General features: G+C 68.9%; 12 protein-coding genes. 4 read left to right on the forward strand and 8 right to left on the reverse strand.

The window, feature by feature from the left end:
* Positions 1–3,975 precede the first annotated feature (3,975 nt).
* From MMF94_RS06670 to MMF94_RS06700, 7 genes are all read right to left on the reverse strand, one after another.
* Entirely contained in the window at positions 3,976–4,128 is a 153-nt protein-coding gene (locus MMF94_RS06670; RefSeq protein WP_241035395.1) for a hypothetical protein, read from the reverse strand.
* Between the two features lie 770 nt (positions 4,129–4,898).
* Positions 4,899–5,045 carry a hypothetical protein gene (locus tag MMF94_RS06675; protein ID WP_241035396.1) on the reverse strand — a complete coding sequence of 49 codons (147 nt, stop codon included), beginning with the start codon at positions 5,043–5,045 and terminating at the stop codon, positions 4,899–4,901.
* Between the two features lie 300 nt (positions 5,046–5,345).
* Positions 5,346–6,455: a malate/lactate/ureidoglycolate dehydrogenase gene (locus tag MMF94_RS06680; protein ID WP_241035397.1), complete on the reverse strand. Its 1,110-nt coding sequence runs from the start codon at positions 6,453–6,455 to the stop codon at positions 5,346–5,348.
* Between the two features lie 31 nt (positions 6,456–6,486).
* Positions 6,487–7,122: a bifunctional 4-hydroxy-2-oxoglutarate aldolase/2-dehydro-3-deoxy-phosphogluconate aldolase gene (gene eda, locus MMF94_RS06685; protein ID WP_241035398.1), complete on the reverse strand. Its 636-nt coding sequence runs from the start codon at positions 7,120–7,122 to the stop codon at positions 6,487–6,489.
* Between the two features lie 36 nt (positions 7,123–7,158).
* Positions 7,159–8,085, reverse strand: coding sequence for a PfkB family carbohydrate kinase (locus MMF94_RS06690; protein ID WP_241035399.1), 927 nt, complete (start codon positions 8,083–8,085; stop codon positions 7,159–7,161).
* The gene (gene manD / locus MMF94_RS06695; RefSeq protein WP_241035400.1) at positions 8,082–9,296 is read right to left on the reverse strand and encodes a D-mannonate dehydratase ManD; all 1,215 of its coding nucleotides are present in this window, start codon (positions 9,294–9,296) and stop codon (positions 8,082–8,084) included. The genes MMF94_RS06690 and manD overlap by 4 nt, the downstream gene beginning before the upstream one ends.
* A complete protein-coding gene (locus tag MMF94_RS06700; protein WP_241035401.1) occupies positions 9,293–10,618 on the reverse strand; it encodes an MFS transporter in 1,326 nt (441 codons plus the stop codon). Before MMF94_RS06700 ends, manD begins: the two co-directional genes overlap by 4 nt.
* A gap of 139 nt (positions 10,619–10,757) precedes the next feature.
* On the opposite strand from MMF94_RS06700, the gene MMF94_RS06705 reads away from it, so the two are divergent.
* A complete protein-coding gene (locus MMF94_RS06705; protein WP_241035402.1) occupies positions 10,758–11,474 on the forward strand; it encodes a GntR family transcriptional regulator in 717 nt (238 codons plus the stop codon).
* A gap of 84 nt (positions 11,475–11,558) precedes the next feature.
* Here the strand turns inward: MMF94_RS06705 and MMF94_RS06710 are convergent, their stop codons facing one another.
* Positions 11,559–12,563, reverse strand: a complete 1,005-nt coding sequence (locus MMF94_RS06710) for a LacI family DNA-binding transcriptional regulator (protein ID WP_241035403.1) — start codon at positions 12,561–12,563, stop codon at positions 11,559–11,561.
* 226 nt (positions 12,564–12,789) lie between these two features.
* On the opposite strand from MMF94_RS06710, the gene MMF94_RS06715 reads away from it, so the two are divergent.
* Genes MMF94_RS06715 through MMF94_RS06725 form a run of 3 tightly spaced genes read left to right on the forward strand, consistent with a single transcriptional unit; the run spans position 12,790 to position 15,926 of the window.
* The gene (locus MMF94_RS06715; RefSeq protein ID WP_241035404.1) at positions 12,790–14,103 is read left to right on the forward strand and encodes an extracellular solute-binding protein; all 1,314 of its coding nucleotides are present in this window, start codon (positions 12,790–12,792) and stop codon (positions 14,101–14,103) included.
* Entirely contained in the window at positions 14,100–15,047 is a 948-nt protein-coding gene (locus tag MMF94_RS06720) for a carbohydrate ABC transporter permease (protein WP_379660285.1), read from the forward strand. Before MMF94_RS06715 ends, MMF94_RS06720 begins: the two co-directional genes overlap by 4 nt.
* 12 nt (positions 15,048–15,059) lie before the next feature.
* Positions 15,060–15,926 (forward strand): carbohydrate ABC transporter permease, encoded by an 867-nt coding sequence (locus tag MMF94_RS06725; RefSeq protein WP_241035428.1) that lies wholly within the window; start codon positions 15,060–15,062, stop codon positions 15,924–15,926.
* Positions 15,927–15,945 lie beyond the last annotated feature (19 nt).

Genomic DNA, 15,945 nt, shown 5'->3' on the forward strand with positions numbered 1-15,945 from the left:
GGTGGTAGCCGTGATCGCGGTGGCGGTAGATGCTCGAAACGAACCTGATCTTGCCGGCGCTCATGCAAGCGCTCCTTTCTGCGTCAGTTCAGAACGTCGTGTGGCGTTCTAACTGTAGAACCCAGGTGCAGCCCGAGTAGATCCCAGTCTCGGCCGATATTACCCGAATGGAGTAGCAGTTCTTTCGGTTTTAGCGGGTCGCATATCGTACGCGACCTTGATGGTTGTCGACGTCGTTGTCGTGTGAACTCGGTCATTAAAGGGATGGTCGAGAACTTGTTTTACCTGGCATTGGTCTCGGTGTGTTCGGGGCCACTGATCGTGCATTCTCTGTGGCGTCGATCAACCATCACCGACCGTACGTCAGGCGACCTGGCACCCGGCTCAGATTCCCGTACCGTGGCGGACTGTCGGGTGCTAGGGAATCCGAAATCACGGAAGAATCGGGCAGTGTGCATAAATGGAGGTACGGCCATCATCGAGACATGCCTCCGGCTCCGTGCGGGCGAGTGCTCGAGGCGGCTGGGAAGCTGCTGTCGGCCGGAGGGGTGCCCACCTTGTTACGGTTGAACGAACCGCGGCGTCCGGCAGGCCGCCGTTCTCTGTCTCCACCAGGAACGTCACCTCGGACCGGACAGGATCTGGCGGATCGTCGTAAATCCCCAGGTAGAGCCCATGTACTGGGCTGCGCGGCGTCACGGCGGCACCCCAGCGTGACCACCTGGTCGCCCGGTCGTCTTTTCCGTCGTCATCGGTCGCATGCCAGCAATCGTGGCCACAGTTGCAGAGGCCGTCGTGCTGGGAGTTCCTTCGGATTCTCCTGCCGACCGGGCCGGCGGCGCTGAACCTGGGTGCCGTCACCCTCCTGCTCCCTCCTGTTCGGCCCGTCAGATGCAGTGTGGCCCTCATGCATCTACACGTGCCCGGAGTCCGTGCAGGTCGGAATTTCGGCTGGAAACGCTCGAACGGAGCAATCCCGGTTCTCCGGCACTCTGTTCTACGGCAGTTGCCGCCTGTGCTCACGGCGTCAGGCCCGAAGTCGGGTCGGTCGCGTGCATGCTGTCGGCGTGGCGGCGGCGCCGGCGTCGTTAACGGGCGCTTCATCGGCTGGCCTTGAGCGGTTTTGCATCCGGCACTGCGGCATTCCGCGGCCCGGACGGGACGTCGACGTCTTCATGTCGGGCCGGAGGTCACCGATAAAGCGACTGGCAGCTGTGGGCTTCCACACCCGGGACGGGTTTCCAGTGGCGCTGCATCAAGGGGAGCGAACGTTTGGAACCCTGTGGCGGGTAGTCCCAGTCGAAGCGGATCGGCTTCCGGTGCTGCCCGAGCTATTAGTTGTCGTGCGGGTGTCGTCGACAACCTGTGTTCTGCAAACAAATCAGGCTGTGCCGTGGGCACGATGTGCCAGCACGATGTCGAGTGGCGGCCGACGAGCCGAGATCCCGGCATTGGGGACCGATCGGACCATCAATGCTGCGTCTCGCTGGCTGGCGGATTTATCCGGGTCGGCGGCAGCTGAGCGGCAAACCGCGGCGCCTGTTCGACCTGTAGAAGGACATCTGTGAGCGACCCGAGCCTCGTGGTCGTGAGCAGGAGTTGCGCAGCCTATTCCGGTAGTGCAAACCGCTGATGGGTGATGTGGCCCGATTCTCGCATTCCGGACGTTCCATGCGAACACCGACGATGGCCACGACGCGCACCGAACGTTCCTGGAGCAGATCAACGACTAACGGCGAATCTGCAGGTGGAGCACATGTGAGCGAGGCGGTGGCCCCGCCGGAAGCCGGCGGGGCCACAAGCCCAGTTGATCAGTTACCCCACCAGTAGTAGCCGTTGTGGCGGCGGTGGTACTTGTCGTACCACGGCGGGCGCCAGTGGCGGCGACGCTTGCTGGCGAGACTGATGAATGCCTTCATCGTTGTTCCCCCTTAGCTTTCCCTGTCGAACACCGTGTGGCGTTCTAACTATGGAACGTACCTGAAGCTCGACCTGTTTCGACTCCGGGCCAACGCTACCCAAACGGAGTAGTGGAGCTATAGGGCGCGTTTGGGCTGCTTACAATACGCGCGCTTCCGCTGGGCTTGGCTGTGGATCCCATATGAGCTGGCAATATTAAAAGAACCACCAAGCTTCTGTCTCCTTGCTGTCAAACGCAAATTGGCATCATGTTCGGGAAATAGTCTGGTACCGGCGAATCGGATGATCACCCCTCTTTGGTCGTGAGGCTCGGAGGAGCACGAACCGCACGCGCTCGGAGGGTGCGTCCGGCCCTGGCCCGTCGGTCCGTGCCCCCCGCTGTCGCACCGCCGATCGACCCGCTCGTCCCGGCCTGGGTCACGACGCACCAGCGCGGATAGGAGGGGCCACCCCGTTCGCCGGGGCACCTGTCTCCGACGCCAGGTCTGCCCGGCCACGTCGCCGGGTCACGCATCGCAACCATCTCCCCGCCGGACGCAGGCTGCGCACGCCGCCGAGTTCGACGGGCGTCGCGGCGATCGCCACGTGCCGCCGCGGTCCGAGGCCGCGGGCGACGGGTCGCTCGGTATGTCCGGGTAGGTGTGGTGGATCCGCCGGGGCCCATCCCGGCGCCGCAGGCCTGCGAGCGCCGTACTGAGGCACGCCACTGGCGCAGGGCTGCCGTAGCGGGCACCGGCCGAGCCCCGCGTCGCTCCCGGTGGCGGACGCGCGGTCCGAGCAGCTTCTGAGTGCCGGAGGGCCAGCTAGGGCGTCCCGTTGGCTCAGGCCGGGAGCAATCGATGCCGGCACCGCGCCGCGGGGTGGCCGCGATGCTGATCGGGGCAACTGTCGGTGGGGGAGAGGTCCCTGCCCCGGGATGCTGGAGTCTCGGATGCATCTGTCTCCGTGTCGGGATCGCCGGGTGTGGGTGTGTCCCTCGAAGCGGTTCGACCGTCCTCTGGCCGGGGGCTCACCTCGTCGGGCGGGCGCCAGGCTGAACAGACAACCCCTGTGCCCGCGAGTCGCGCGGTTCCGGTGGGTGGGTCGCGAAGATCGCCGTGAGATCGGGCTGTGCGCCCTCGGCGGGGCGGATAGGCGGATCTCGCGGCGATCTTGCTCCCGCGACCCGCGACCCGCGACCCGCGGGTTGCCCCGGCCCCCGGCCGTGGGTCGCGCGGTACCGGCGGGTGGGCCGTGAAGATCGCCGTGAGATCGGGCTGTGCGCCCTCGGCGGGGCGGATAGGCGGATCTCGCGGCGATCTTGCTCCCGCCAGCCGCGGAGCGCCTCGCTCCCGCCCGCGGGTCGCCGGGTTCCCGTGCGCGCGTTGCGAAGATCGCCGCGAGGTCGGGCTGTGTGCCCTCGGCGGGGCGAACAAGCGAATCTCGCGCCGATCTTGCTCCTGTGGTCGGTGACCCGCGGGTTGCCCCGGCTCCCGTCCGCGGGTCGCCGGGCTCCCGTGCGTGCGTTGCGAAGATCGTCGTGAGATCGGACTGCGCGCCCTCTGCGGGGCGGATCGGCGGATCTCGCGGCGATCTTGCTCCTCGCCAGCCGCCAGCCGCCAGCCGCGCTCCTGCCCGCGGGGCGCCTGGTTCCCGTGCGGCGATCTTGGTTCCGCGGTCGGTGACCCGCGGGTTGCCCCGGCTCCCGTCCGCGGGTCGCGCGGTTCCGGCGGGTGGGCCGTGAAGATCGTCGCGAGATCGGGCTGTGCGCCCTTCGCGGGGCGGGCAGGTGAATCTCGCGTGGATCTTGTCGGATTCGTGCCCGTGGGTACGGACTGCATGTCGCCTACCACGATCCGTTCCGGAAACGGGACGGTTGCGGGTGAATCGCCTGCGCTGCCGGGGCCGGCACAAATCGTGCCGGCGGTTGTGGGAGTGCTCGGCGAGAAACGGCGTCACCGCGAGACGGGTGTGTTCCGGATCGGCGAAATCTGTCGGGGGAGTTCTACCGCAGGATCATCTGTGTGGCGGCGCGGTGGCCCCAGGCATGTGGGACCACCGCGCACCGGCTACTGATCAGCGGCGGCCGAGGCGGCCCAGAATGTTGATGTTGGTGACCCGGTTGTGACTCCGGCTGGTGCTCTTGTCCCGATCTCCATGCTGGCTGACCCTCGTGTTGCCGTCGTTGCTGTCGTCGTTCTTGTGGTCCTGGGTCCGGTAGACGGCCATGGTGAAACCCCTTCCTTTCACTGAGAACCCCGTACGGCGGTTCCAGCGGGTAGATCGCGCCGGCACTTCTGCGTGTATCGCGATTCCGCCGATGCCACTCGAATGGAGTAGGAGTTTTTTATTCGGCGGTTTCGTGTGTTTCGCGGTCTTCGACGCCGGGCGCCCGCTGCCGTGCGAAATGGCGGGGAACCGGCCGATCGACGAATGCTGAGTGATCTATCGGGATATGTGAGGGCCTGGTTCGCCGGGAACCTTTGCGCGGTGTGCGAGGGAGGTCGTGGCCGGCCCGGTGCCCGTGGGTAGGCGGGCTGGACCTGGGCCGGCGGGGACCGAACGACCGCCGGGCTGCGGCCGAGTCGAGTCGGACCTGGTGGGCCGGGGGATGCCGAGCGTGCGCCGTCGGGGAGGCCGCGGGGGTGTCGTGACGGCGGCTGTACGTGGCGGCGATGGGGGCGGTCGCTCGGGGAGAGTGGTGTGCTGCAACTCGGGGAAAAGCGCTCACCGATGAATGGGCGGGTGGAAGACTGCATCCGCTCCGGTGGGCAAGGACGATCGTGCGAGAGGTCGGTTGCCTATTCCGCAATCCATGCCAAAACGTTCCCGTGTTGTGCTGTGGATGAGCATCGCAGGCATGGATATGCGCGGCAGTGCGGTACGCGCGCCTGTCTCTACTACGGAATTCTGGTGAGACGACCGGTCGCCGATCCGCATCTCGCGCGGCAGGCGCCGGCAGCGGCCCCGCCCGGAGGGGCGGGGCCGCCGTGCGCCGGTTACCAGGAGCGGCGGTGGCGGCTTCGCGGCGGGACGATCACGATCCTGTTGATGATCTTGTTCTTGTTGCTGGCTTTGCTGCGGGCGCTGCTGCGGCTCCGGTTGTGGTTGTGGATGTCGTCGTCGTGGTGCCGGTACTCAGCCATGGTAAATCCCCTTTACTTCGGTTGGAGCACCATGCGGTGATCCCACCCGAGGCACGTTCCCACGCTTCCGGTGGATCACGATTCCTGCCGTCGCCACTCGGATGGAGCACCATGTTCATCAGCCCGCTCATGCGTATCCAATGGCCTGACGATGCCGGTCGGCGGTAAGGATGATCCGGAGTACAGGAATGGTCGGTCGCTGTTTAACCCGGACGTCGGTCCGAGATATGCGGAGCATCCTTTTTCGGATGTTGCTGCCGATGATTGCCCGGACCGACCGGCTCTCGCGGACGGGAATGGTCAGGTCGCTACGCCGAGCTGTGTCGCCGTCCGCTGGAGCGCGTCCCACGTTGCGACGGGCAACGGCACGCCGTCGGCGAGGCGTGCCGCACGCGTCCGCGCCTCTGGCTCACCCGGAGCGAGAACAGGCGCTTCCTCGTCGATCGGCCGGGCCGCGAGCACCCAGTCCAGGTACTCCCGTCCGATCCGCTCGAACTCGGCCTGCGTGCCGAAGTGCGCGGGGGAGAGGTAGACGGAGAGCATGCCGTTGGCGATGCCGCGGCGTTCGCCCTCGAGCGGCCCGGCGCATCCGCCCCCGGTCAGGGCGCCCGCGAGGAGCTCGCACATGAGGGCGAGGCCGGATCCCTTGTGCTCGCCGAAGGCCCGGATCGCACCGGTGCCCCCGCTCGGCCTGCGCAGGTCGGTGCTCGCGTACTCGCCGTAGAGGACGTGCGGGTCTCCGGAGCGCCGGCCGTCGGGGCCGACGAGGGCGTCCGGGGGCAGCGGCCTGCCGCCGTAGGAGGCCACCTGGACCTTGCCCTCGGCCACGAGCGAGGTGGCGAAGTCCAGCACCACCGGACGTTCGGGGAGCGGTAGCCCGATCGCGAACGGAGCCGTGGAGAAGCGGCGCTCGACCGCTCCGAACGGAGCCACCAGCGGCGATCCGGCGACGTTGACGAAGTGGATCGAGATGAGTCCGGCGCCGATCGCGGTCTCCGCGTAGGCGCCGACGCGCCCGATGTGCCCGGCGCTCCGCAGCGCCACGATGCACGTTCCCTGTGCCTGTGCCCGCTCGATCCCCAGCGCCACGGCCTGTGTCGCGACGGTCTGCCCGAAGCCGAGCTGCCCGTCGAGCACCACGAACGCGCCGCCGTCGGTGACCATCTGCGCGTTGCGTCCGGGAAGGACGTATCCCGCGCGCATCCAGTCGATGTAGATCGGCACGCGCACCACGCCGTGGCTGTCGTGCCCGGTCAGGTTGGCGCCGACGAGCTCGTGGGCGATGTGTCCGCCCTCCTCGTCGTCGCAACCCGCCGCGACGAAGATGTCGCGCACCATCGTCTCCAGTGCGCCGGCCGTCACCAGCTGCACCTGAGCGTTCGTCATCGTGTCTGCCTCGTTGCTTGCCACGATCACAGGATGGCTGATCACCCGTGTGATCTCAGTCCTGCGCTTCCTCGGACCAGGTGCCGAAGCAGAGGCGCGAGATCTCGTCCCAGTACCCGCCCTTGACCAGGGTGGGCGGGGTCAACCAACTGCCCCCGACGCATGCGACGTTGGGCAGGGCGAGGTAGTCGGCGGCGTTGCCGTGGTTCACCCCGCCCGTGGGGCAGAAGGTGACGCCGGGCAGCGGCCCGGCGAGCGCCTCGAGATAGCTCGGACCGCCGGCGGGGCCGGCCGGGAAGAACTTCATCTCGGTGATGCCGTGGCGGAGCAGGGCCAGTGCCTCGGTCGCCGTGGCCACCCCGGGCAGCACCGGCACCCGCTCGGCGAGCATCGCGGTGACCAGGGGCTCCGGCGAACCGGGGGAGACCAGGAACCGGGCGCCTGCCGTGACGGCCATCGTGGCCTGCTCGGGTCTGGTGATCGTGCCTGCTCCCACGAGCATGTCGGGCACCTGCTCGGTCACGCGGGCGATCGCCTCGAGCGCCACGGGGGTGCGCAGGGTGAGCTCCATGATCGGGACGCCTCCCGCGAGGAGTGCGCGCGCGAGCGGCACGGCGTCGTCGGCGTCGTCGAGGACGACGACCGGGATCACCCGGCTCAACGCCATCAGGTCGGTAGCGGTTGTCGACATGCGCCTACCTCCTCCGGGTCGGCGGCCACGGGCGGCTCATGCCGCTCCGGCGTGGGTGCGTACCTCCTGCAGGCCCGCGATGAACCCGGTGCCACCCTGCCCGCCGACGGCGAGCGACGCAGCGGCGGCGCCCAGCCGCACCGCGTCGTCGAGCGAGTCGCCGAGGGCGAGGCGGGCGGTGACGGTGCCGGCGAACACGTCGCCGGCACCGGTCTGGTCGATCACCGCAGGAGCAGGCACGGCCGGCTGGAAGCGGTCCGGGCGGGTGCCGCACGAGACGTGGACACCGCGGTCGCCGCACGTCACCGCGACCGCTCCGGCGCCGAGCTCGCGCAGCCTGACGATCGCCTCGGTGGGGTCGCCCGTGCCGAGCAGGGCGCCGGTCTCGGCGGGCGCCGACGGCGTGAGCAGCGACGCGAGCGGGGCGACCTCGGTCAGAGCGGCCGCGGCGGCCGCGGAGGTGGTGAGCCGGGGGCGGAAGTTGGGGTCGTAGACGAACCGGGAGGTCAGTCTCGCCGCTGCGAGCACGGTGTCGTGGGCCGACGGCGAGAGGGCGGTGGTGATACCGCTCGCGAGCACGGCACCAGCCGCCGCGAGTGTGTCGGCGTCGAGATCGGCGGGGGAGAGGGTGGATCCGACCGAACCGGCGCGGGCGTAGCTGAACTGCCGCTGCCCGGACGGGTCGCTGTGTAGCAGGTAGACGCCTTGCTGGCCGCGCACCCTCTGCACCAGCGCGTCGTCGATGCCGAGCTCGCGGATGTGGGCGACGACGGCGTCGCCGAGCTCGCCGGTGGCGACCCGGGCGATGATCGCCACCCTGGCGCCGGCCGCTGCCGCCGCTGCGGCCGCGTTCACCACGTCACCGGAGACGCCGAGGGTCGCCGGGACGCCGTGCGCGAACGGCTCGCCGGTGGCGACCTCGATGAGCGGCTCACCCAGTGCGATCACGTCGTAGGCGTTCACCAGTCGTGCACCGATCCGTCGAGGCGCCGGTTCACCGGCAGCTGTCTGGGGTCATAGGGGAAATGCACGGCCGCATCCTCGTCCACGTCGACACCGAGGCCGGGCGCATCCCCGGGATGCATGTAGCCCTCGGCGAAGGTGTAGGTGGTGCGGAACACCTCGCCTGCCGGGTCGCGGTGGCCCATGTACTCCTGGATCCCGAAGTTCGGCACCGACATGTCGACGTGCAGTGCCGCGGCCATCGCCACCGGTGACAGGTCGCCCGGCCCGTGGGAACCGGTGCGCACCCCGTAGAGGTCGGCGAGGGAGAAGATCTGGCGCAGGTGTGTGATGCCGCCGGCATGGGTGACGGAGGTACGGATGTAGTCGATCAGCCGCTCGGTGATCAGCTGCTGGCAGTCCCAGATGGAGTTGAACACCTCGCCGACGGCCAGCGGGGTGGTGGTGTGCTGCCGGATCACGCGGAACGCCGACTGGTCCTCTGCCGGGGTGGGGTCCTCGAGCCAGAAGAGGCGGTGCGGCTCGAGGTCGTGGCCGAGCCGGCCCGCCTCGATCGGCGAGAGCCGGTGGTGCACGTCGTGCAGCAGGTGGAAGCCGAAGCCGAAGCGTTCCCGGACCGCGCCGAGCATCTCCGGAGCGAACCGCAGGTAGGGCCCGGTGTCCCAGAGGTGCTCCGCAGGCAGCGCCGCCGATGCGGGTTCGTAGAGCTTCCCGTCGGGGGCGGGGACGCCGTAGGTCCCCTCCAGCCCGGGCACCGCCGCCTGCGCCCGCACCGCGAGGTAGCCCTGGTCGAGGTGGCGCGCCACGTCGTCGAGCAGGGCGGCGACGTCCGAACCGCTGGCGTGGCAGTACACCAGCACGCCGTTGCGTGCTGCGCCACCGAGCAGTTGGTAGACCGGTAGCCCGGCCACCTTCCCCTTGATGTCCCACAGCGCCATGTCCACCGCGGCGATCGCCGTCATCGTCACGGGGCCGCGGCGCCAGTAGGCACCTCGGTAGAGCAGCTGCCAGGTGTCCTCGATGCGTGCGGGGTCGCGGCCGACGAGCAGCGGGCACACGTGGTCGGTCAGGTAGGCGGCCACGGCGAGCTCGCGGCCGTTGAGGGTGGCGTCGCCCCAGCCGACCACGCCGTCGGACGTGGTGATCTTGAGCGTGACGTAGTTGCGGCCCGGTGAGGTGACAATCACGCGGGCTTCGGTGATCGTGGTCATGTCCTCTCCTTGTGCAGGTACCTGACGTTCGTCCGGCCGGCGGTCCAGTCGGCGTACTCGCGGCCCTCGAGCCGTCCGGGTGCGGTCTCGGGCATTCGTAGAAGGGCGAGGATGCTGACGAGCACCAGCGCGGCGACGTAGACGGCGGGCCCGATGAAGGCGCCGTGCCCGGCCACCAGGAGTGCCGTCGCCACCACCGTGAACGGCCCGCTTGCGATCATCGCGCCGAACTGCCAGACGATCGAGACGCCGCTGTAGCGCGCGGAGGACGGGAACAGCTCCGGGAAGTAGGACGCCTGCGGTGCGTACGTGCCGCCGTGCCCGAGCGCGAGTCCCGCGATGAGAAGCAGTGTGATGAGGACGACGTCACCTGTGCGGACGGCGAGGAACGCGGGCACCACCAGCACGAGGTTGAGCGCGGCGGCGCCGAGGAAGACCGGGCGTCTGCCCACACGGTCGGTGAGCCTGCCGATGACCGGGATCAGGATCAGCTCGGCCAGGATCGCGATGATCACCGCGTCGAGCACGATCCCCGACCGGACGCCCTGGCTCGCGGCGTAGGTGACCAGGAAGATCGTGTAGAAGGGGAAGATCGCCGCCTCCACGAACTTCGCCAGGGTGCCGCCCACCACCTCGGCGCGGTTCTCGCTGACGAGCGTGGCGAGCGGGGATTTCGCGGGCCGCCGCTCCTTGACCGCGCGGAACGCCGCCGACTCCGGCACTCGCAGCCGGATGTAGAGCCCGATCACCACCACCACGGCGCTGAGCAGGAACGGAACGCGCCAGCCCCATGACAGGAACTGCTCCTCGGTGAGCTGGGCTTCGAGCACGGCGAACAGCGCCGTCGGGACGAGGTAGGCGGCGGGGGAGCCGAGCTGCACGAAGCTGGTGACGAATCCGCGGCGTTCCGGTGGCGAGGCCTCCGCGGTGAGAAGCACAGCTCCGCCCTGCTCGCCGCCGACGCCGAAGCCCTGCAGGAGCCGCACGACCACGAGGACGACCGCGGCCCAGATGCCGATGTCGTCGTACGTGGGCATCAGGCCCACCGCGAACGTGCCGATCCCGGTGAGCAGGAGCGTGAAGACCAGGGTGCGTTTGCGTCCGACGCGGTCGCCGAGCCATCCCCAGAAGATCGCGCCCAACGGGCGGGCGACGAACCCGACGGCGTAGGTGGAGAACGCCGCGAGCGTGCCGACCAGCGGGTCGACCTGGGGGAAGAAGACCGTGTTGAACACCAGCGCCGATGCGGTGCCGTAGATGAAGAAGTCGTAGTACTCGGCGATCGTGCCGATCACCGAGGCTGTGACGGTGCGTCTCAGCACTGCCGGGATCTCCCGGCAGTGGTTCCCGTTTCGGGGGCGGGAGCGAGCTCGGTCGGCATCGACACTCCTGGGAGCAGTGCTGGGGGCACTGCCATACAAGCACTGCCATACTTCGCGGGCAACCCGCTACGGTGTCGCCGTGAGACAGGGGGCAGGCGTGGGCCGGTCGGCGCGCGCGGTGGTGCACGAGCAGCTCCGGCGGCGGATCATCAGTGGCGAGCTGCCACCCGGCGCGCCGCTGTCGGAGAACGAGCTCGCCGCGGAGCTGTCGGTGTCGCGCACCCCGGTGCGGGAGAGCCTGATCCTGCTCGCCGACGAGGACCTCGTGCAGGTCTTCCCACAGCTCGGCTCGTTCGTCTCCCGCCTGGACATGCGGCTCGTCGCCGACGCGCAGTTCGTCCGGGAGGCGATCGAGGTCGCGTCGCTGCGTGATGCCGTCGACCGTCTCGACGACGAGGCACTCGCCGCGCTCCGGGAGGTGCTCGCCCGCCAGCGCGAGCTCGATGACGACGTGGAGGAGTTCTTCCGGCTCGACGAGGAGTTCCACCATCTGCTGCTCGCCGTCGGCGGGCACGCGGGGGCGTGGCGCGTGGTCGAGTCGGCCAAGGCCCACCTCGACCGGGCTCGCAGGCTCGGGCTCCGCACGGTCAGCCCCATTGCGGTTCTGGTCGCTCAGCACACTGCCGTGGTCGACGCGCTCGCCGCGGGTGACCTTGCGGCGGCCGAGGCGGCGCTGCGGGGGCACCTGCGGGCGGTCTTCGACGACATCGAGCGGGTCCGGGACCGCTCGCCCGAACTGTTCGTGAGCGACGAGGGCGCGCGCCCGGTGCGGCGCAGCGTCACGGTCTGGCGCTGACCGAACCCGCGTCCCGTCCCGCAAGATCGCCGTGAGATCCGGTTGATCGCCCTTCCGAGGGCAGAAAGCCGGATCTCACGGCGATCATGGAGTGGTGCAGGAGCCTCGGACCACCAGCCGGGTCGGTAGGCGCACGTGCGTCTCGGCCGGTTCGCTGCCGGCCAGAAGCTCCACGAGCATCTCGATCGACCGCTGGCCCATCAGCTGGAGCGGCTGCTCGATCGTCGTGAGCCCGGGCCGGGTCATCGCGCTCTCGGGAACGTTGTCGAACCCGATGACGGACAGGTCATCGGGCACCCGCAGGCCCATCGACAGGGCGACCTCCATCGTCATGATGGCGGAGACGTCGTTGGCGGCGAAGATCGCCGTGGGGCGGTCGGGCACCGTCAGCAGTTGCAGCGCGGCTTCCTTCAGATCCGAGTCGTCGTACCCGCCCGCCCGCACCAGGTCGGGGTCGGGCGTGATGCCTGCGGCCCGCAAGGCGCTGCGGTAGCCCTCTTCGCGCTGCGGGCCGGATTCCAGGTCGCGGGGCGGCCTGCTCAGCAGCCCGATGCGCCGGTGGCCGAGCTCCAGCAGGTGCTCGACGGCCAGTTGCGCGCCGCGGAAGTTGTCGGACGCCACGGTCGGCACGTCTTCCGCGCCCGTATGCGGGTCGACGGCGACCACGGGCCCGGCGAACGGGGCGGTCTGCACGGTGGGCGTGACCATGACCGCGCCGTCGATCAGCGTGCCGGAGAGCCGGGACAGATAACGGTGCTCCCAGCCCATGCGTTCGACGCCCTTGCCGCCTGCGGAGTACACCACCAGCTCGTAGCCGGTGCTCTTGATGGCTCGTGCCACCCCCTTGAGCACCTCGGCGCTGTAGGGCTCGATGTCCCACACCAGCACGCCGATGACGTTCGTGCGGTGGTTGCGCAGGCTGCGCGCCACCAGGCTCGACTCGTACCCGAGCTCCGAGATCACCGAACGGACGCGCTCGATGGTGCTCGTCGCGACGCCGTAGCGGTCGTTGAGGACCTTCGAGACGGTTGCCACGGACACACCTGCCATGGCAGCAACGTCCCGGATGGTCACGCGGCTGGTGCTCACGATCGGAGACTCTATCGTCTTCGAAAACGTTATCGATAACGATTGACACGCCCGCCGGAGGACTGCAAGATCCCTCCAGTTCCAGTCCTCAGGGCTGCGAGAGACCTTGAGATTCCGTGAAGCGGAAGCTCGACAGGGCACCGGTGCCAGTCGCCTGACGTCGGTGCCGCGCTCACCGACGTGCCCCGGGCCACCGCCATGACCAGGGCCAGAGAGGCGGACAGTTGTGAAGGCATCAGGCAGAGCGCGACGGGCGCTCGCGGCGCTGGGACTCGCCGCGGCACTCGTCGGCGCGGCAGCCTGTGGGACCGCCGGACCACAGGCCGGCGGCGAGGGCAGCGCATCGGCGTGGATCATCAGCGGTGTCACCGACAAGGCGTTCGACGACTCCTTCGACTCGTGGAACGTCGACCATCCCGACCAGACGTTCGCCATCCAGTCGTTCGCGAACGACCCGTACAAGCAGAAGATCCGCACGGCCGTCGGGGCCGCGGACGCGCCGACCCTGATCTACAACTGGGGCGGCGGAGTGCTGCGCTCCTACGTCGAGGCCAGGGCCGTCGACGATCTCTCGGACCTCGCCGCCGACCCCGCCATGAAGGACCGCTTCCTGCCGTCGGTGGCCGCGGTGGGCCAGATCGACGGCAAGACCTACGCCGTGCCCAACAACGGCGTGAAGCCCGTGATGATCTATTACAACAAGGATCTGTTCGCGAAGATCGGCGCACAGCCCCCGTCCACGTGGGGTGAGCTGATGGCACTGGTGCCGCGGTTCCAGGCCGCCGGCATCTCACCGTTCGCCGTAGCGGGCCAGCCGAAGTGGCCGCTCCTGCCGTGGTTCGCCTATCTCGTCGACCGCCTCGGCGGCCCCGGCGTGCTCGACGGGATCGTGGCGAACAAGCACGACGGCTGGTCCGACCACGCGGTGCTCGAGGCGAACCGGATGATCCAGGACCTCGTGAACAAGGGCGGGTTCATCAAGGGCTTCGCCTCGATCTCCACCGACAGCGGCGCCGACGTCGCACTGCTCTACACGGGCAAGGCGGCGATGACGCTCGGGCTGCCCGCCACCTACCAGACGATCAAGACGGGCGACCCGACGTTCGTCGCGGACCGCAAGCTCGGCTACTTCCCGTTCCCGGCCGTGGAGGGCGGGAAGGGCGACCCGGCCGACGTAGTGGGCAACCCGTCCAACTACTGGTCGATCTCCGCGGCAGCCACCCCGCAGGAGAAGCAGGTGGCCCGCGACTACATCAAGAACAACCTGCTGAACGACAAGTACGTGAGGGATCTGCTCACCGTCGGCAACGTGCCTCCGGTGGCCGGGATCGACGACGCCATCGCGACGTCGAGCGACCCCGACTACTTCCGGACCGTCTACGACGTCACGGCCAAGGCCCCGAACTTCCAGCTATCCCTGGACCAGGCGCTGAGCCCGGCGCAGGGTGACGCGCTGCTGACGAACCTGCAGCAGATCTTCCTCGGCCAGATCACTCCGGAGCAGTTCTCCGCCGCGATGAACGCGACCGTCGGGAGCTGACGGTCGTGACGGTCTCGACTGCGTCCGCTCCGGTCCCGGCCGCGGCGCGTGTCCCGGCGCCGGCTCCCCGGCCGCGCCGCACGGGTGCCAACGGGCTGCTGGCCCTGCCGGCACTCGTGTTCTTCGTCGTCTTCGCGCTCGTCCCGCTCGCCGGTGCCGTGGTGCTGAGCTTCGCCGACTGGGACGGGCTCGGCGAGCTGGGCTGGGCGGGCTGGAGCAACTGGGCAGGCGTGCTCACCGACCCCGTGACCGGCCAGGCCCTGCTGCTGACCGTGAAGATCATGGTGGTGTCCTGGCTGGTGCAGACGCCGATCAGCCTCCTGCTCGGCGTCTTCACCGCGGGTACCCAGCGCTACCGCGCGGTGCTGGCGGTGCTGTACTTCGTGCCGCTGCTGCTCTCCTCGGCCGCCGTGGCCATCGCGTTCAAGGCGATCCTCGACCCGAACTTCGGGATCGGTGGTGCCCCCGGTCTCGGGTTCCTCGCGCAGGACTGGCTCGGTGACCCCGACCTCGTGCTGTACGTGGTGATCTTCGTGATCGCCTGGCAGTTCGTGCCGTTCCACACGCTGCTGTACCAGGCCGGCGTGCGGCAGATCCCGACGTCGCTCTACGAGGCGGCCACGATCGACGGCGCGGGAATGCTGGCGCAGTTCCGCCACATCACGCTGCCGCAGTTGCGCTACACGATCGTCACGTCCTCGACGCTGATGCTGACCGGCTCGCTGACCTACTTCGACGTGGTGTTCGTGCTCACCGGCGGTGGTCCGGGCACCTCCACGCGGCTGCTGCCGCTCGACATGTACCTCACCGGGTTCTCGGCCAACGACATGGGCGGGGCCAGCGTGCTGGCCGTGATCCTCGTGGTGGCCGGGCTGGGGCTGGCCTTCGTGCTCACCAGGTTCTCCGGCTTCGCCCGCATGAGCAGCGAGCAGGAGGGCCTCTAGATGACGGTCACGATGACGGCGGGCGAGCAGCCGCTGCAGGTGCGCCCCACCCGCCGCGGCCCCCGGCGCCCGCCCAACGTGCTCGCCGGGCTCGGCGGGTTCATCTGGCTGGCAGTGATCATCCTGCCGATCTACTTCGTGGTGATCTCCAGCCTCCGCAGCCAGGCCGGATTCTTCTCCACCAACCCGCTGGCCCCGCCCACCGACTTCACCCTCGACAACTACCTGCTGGTGCTGCAGAGCGGCTTCGGCCTCTACTTCCTCAACAGCGTGATCATCACGGCGGCAGCGGTGGCCGTGACGGTGACGATCTCGCTCATGGCCGCATACGCGGTGGTGCGGGGCAACGGCCGGTTCGTCCGCTCGACGTTCTCGGTGTTCCTGCTGGGACTGGCGATCCCGACCCACGCGACGATCATCCCGCTGTACTACATGATCACGCGCGCGCATCTCTACGACAGCCTGCTGGCGCTGATCCTGCCGTCGATCGGGTTCGCGGTGCCGATCACCGTGCTGATCCTCGCCAACTTCATGCGCGACATTCCCTACGAGCTGTTCGAGTCGATGCGGCTCGACGGCGCGGGCGACTGGCGGATCCTCTGGAACCTGGTGCTGCCGCTCGCCCGGCCCGCGCTGGTGACCGTGGCGATCTACGACGGCCTGCACGTGTGGAACGGGTTCCTGTTCCCGCTGATCCTCACCCAGAGCGCCGACAAGCGCGTGCTGCCGATGGCGCTGTGGACGTTTCAGGGTGAGTTCACCGTGAACGTCCCGGCGGTGCTCGCGGCCGTCGTGCTCTCCACCCTGCCGATGCTCGTGGCCTACGTGCTGGGCCGCCGCCACCTGGTGCGCGGTCTCACGGCGGGCTTCGGCAAGTGATCCCTGTCCGGTCGACGAA

It is taken from the genome of Pseudonocardia alaniniphila, from assembly GCF_022524485.1.
GTDB lineage: Bacteria > Actinomycetota > Actinomycetes > Mycobacteriales > Pseudonocardiaceae > Pseudonocardia > Pseudonocardia alaniniphila.

Coding starts and splice junctions, on each gene's coding strand:
- MMF94_RS06725 (WP_241035428.1), top strand. CDS start 15,060: ATGACGGCGGGCGAGCAGCCGCTGCAGGTGCGCCCCACCCGCCGCGGC.
- MMF94_RS06675 (WP_241035396.1), bottom strand. CDS start 5,045: ATGGCTGAGTACCGGCACCACGACGACGACATCCACAACCACAACCGG.
- manD (WP_241035400.1), bottom strand. CDS start 9,296: ATGACCACGATCACCGAAGCCCGCGTGATTGTCACCTCACCGGGCCGC.
- MMF94_RS06670 (WP_241035395.1), bottom strand. CDS start 4,128: ATGGCCGTCTACCGGACCCAGGACCACAAGAACGACGACAGCAACGAC.
- eda (WP_241035398.1), bottom strand. CDS start 7,122: ATGTCGACAACCGCTACCGACCTGATGGCGTTGAGCCGGGTGATCCCG.